Origin of the sequence: Mesoflavibacter sp. CH_XMU1422-2, from assembly GCF_037029245.1 — a bacterium.
GTDB lineage: Bacteria > Bacteroidota > Bacteroidia > Flavobacteriales > Flavobacteriaceae > Mesoflavibacter > Mesoflavibacter zeaxanthinifaciens.
On sequence record NZ_JAYMEE010000002.1, the window covers coordinates 1 to 659 of the forward strand.

General features: G+C 37.9%; 1 pseudogene. It reads left to right on the plus strand.

What is annotated here, in order from left to right:
* Positions 1-659 (plus strand): annotated as a pseudogene (locus WA340_RS01110) (LamG-like jellyroll fold domain-containing protein); the annotation flags it as partial.

The window sequence follows — 659 nt, forward strand, 5'->3', positions numbered from 1 at the left end:
TGCAGATTGGCAACACGTACGTAGTACCGGTTCTTTACTTCCTGGGGAAGGATTTACTATGAAAGGTGTGGCTAACACTTCTGGTAATGTTACTTTAGAACAAAATTACACCTATCAAGGTAAACCTAATAATGGCGATATTACTTTAACTATTACTGCTAATAATGAATATTTAGTTGGTAACCCTTATGCTTCTGCTATTGATGCTCATCAATTTATAATGGACAATGCACCTACTATTGATGCGCCTGGTGCGACTACCGGTACGTTATACTTCTGGGAACATTGGGGCGGAGGATCTCATCTTCTAGCAGAATACCAAGGTGGTTACGCTACCTATAATTTATCTGGTGCTACTCCTGCTGCTTCTTATGGAACAAATGACCCTATGGTTGCTACTGGTGGTACGCCTTCTAAATTACCTGGGCGTTATATTCCAATTGGACAAGGATTCTTCGTTAAAAGTGAAGCAACTGGTACTATCAGATTTACTAATGCGCAACGTGTTTTTGAAAAAGAAGGTAGCTCTTCTTCTACTTTTGTTAGAACTGCTAATACTAACGAAACTGCTTCTGCATACAATATTGATAACCGTTTAAAAATTAGACTTGGTATTAATACTGTTAATGGTATACATAGACAACTATTAGTTACTCAAG